The sequence below is a fragment of the Paraburkholderia sp. BR10954 genome (genome assembly GCF_040965775.1).
GTDB classification, from domain to species: Bacteria; Pseudomonadota; Gammaproteobacteria; order Burkholderiales; family Burkholderiaceae; genus Paraburkholderia; species Paraburkholderia youngii.
Genome location: NZ_JBFRCK010000342.1, coordinates 1 through 250, shown reverse-complemented (window position 1 = coordinate 250; position 250 = coordinate 1). Strand labels below are relative to the sequence as shown.

Below are 250 nucleotides of genomic sequence, written 5' to 3'. Positions count from 1 at the left end.
ACAGGACGAAGTCTGTGATCTTTACCGAAGAAGGACTGCGTGAGTCCGAGCGGCTCTTTAAACAGCATTTCGTCATTCCAGAAAGACCGGGAAATTGATTCAACGAACTTCTAACTCACGACACTAGGAGGTGTGTTTTATATTGCAGTCGAGGCTTCGCATACCCAATCCGAATAACTTGATGGCCCGGCAATCAAATCTCCTTGACAACGACGCGCCGTGAATTAGTTTTGTAAACGCGCTGGGGCCC

At 48.4% G+C, this 250-nt stretch carries 1 protein-coding gene; it reads left to right on the top strand.

From position 1 onward, the window contains the following. A partial coding sequence (locus AB4Y34_RS42490; protein WP_368719058.1) for a DUF6429 family protein occupies positions 1-98 on the top strand: 98 nt, incomplete at its 5' end. Positions 99-250: the final 152 nt, after the last annotated feature.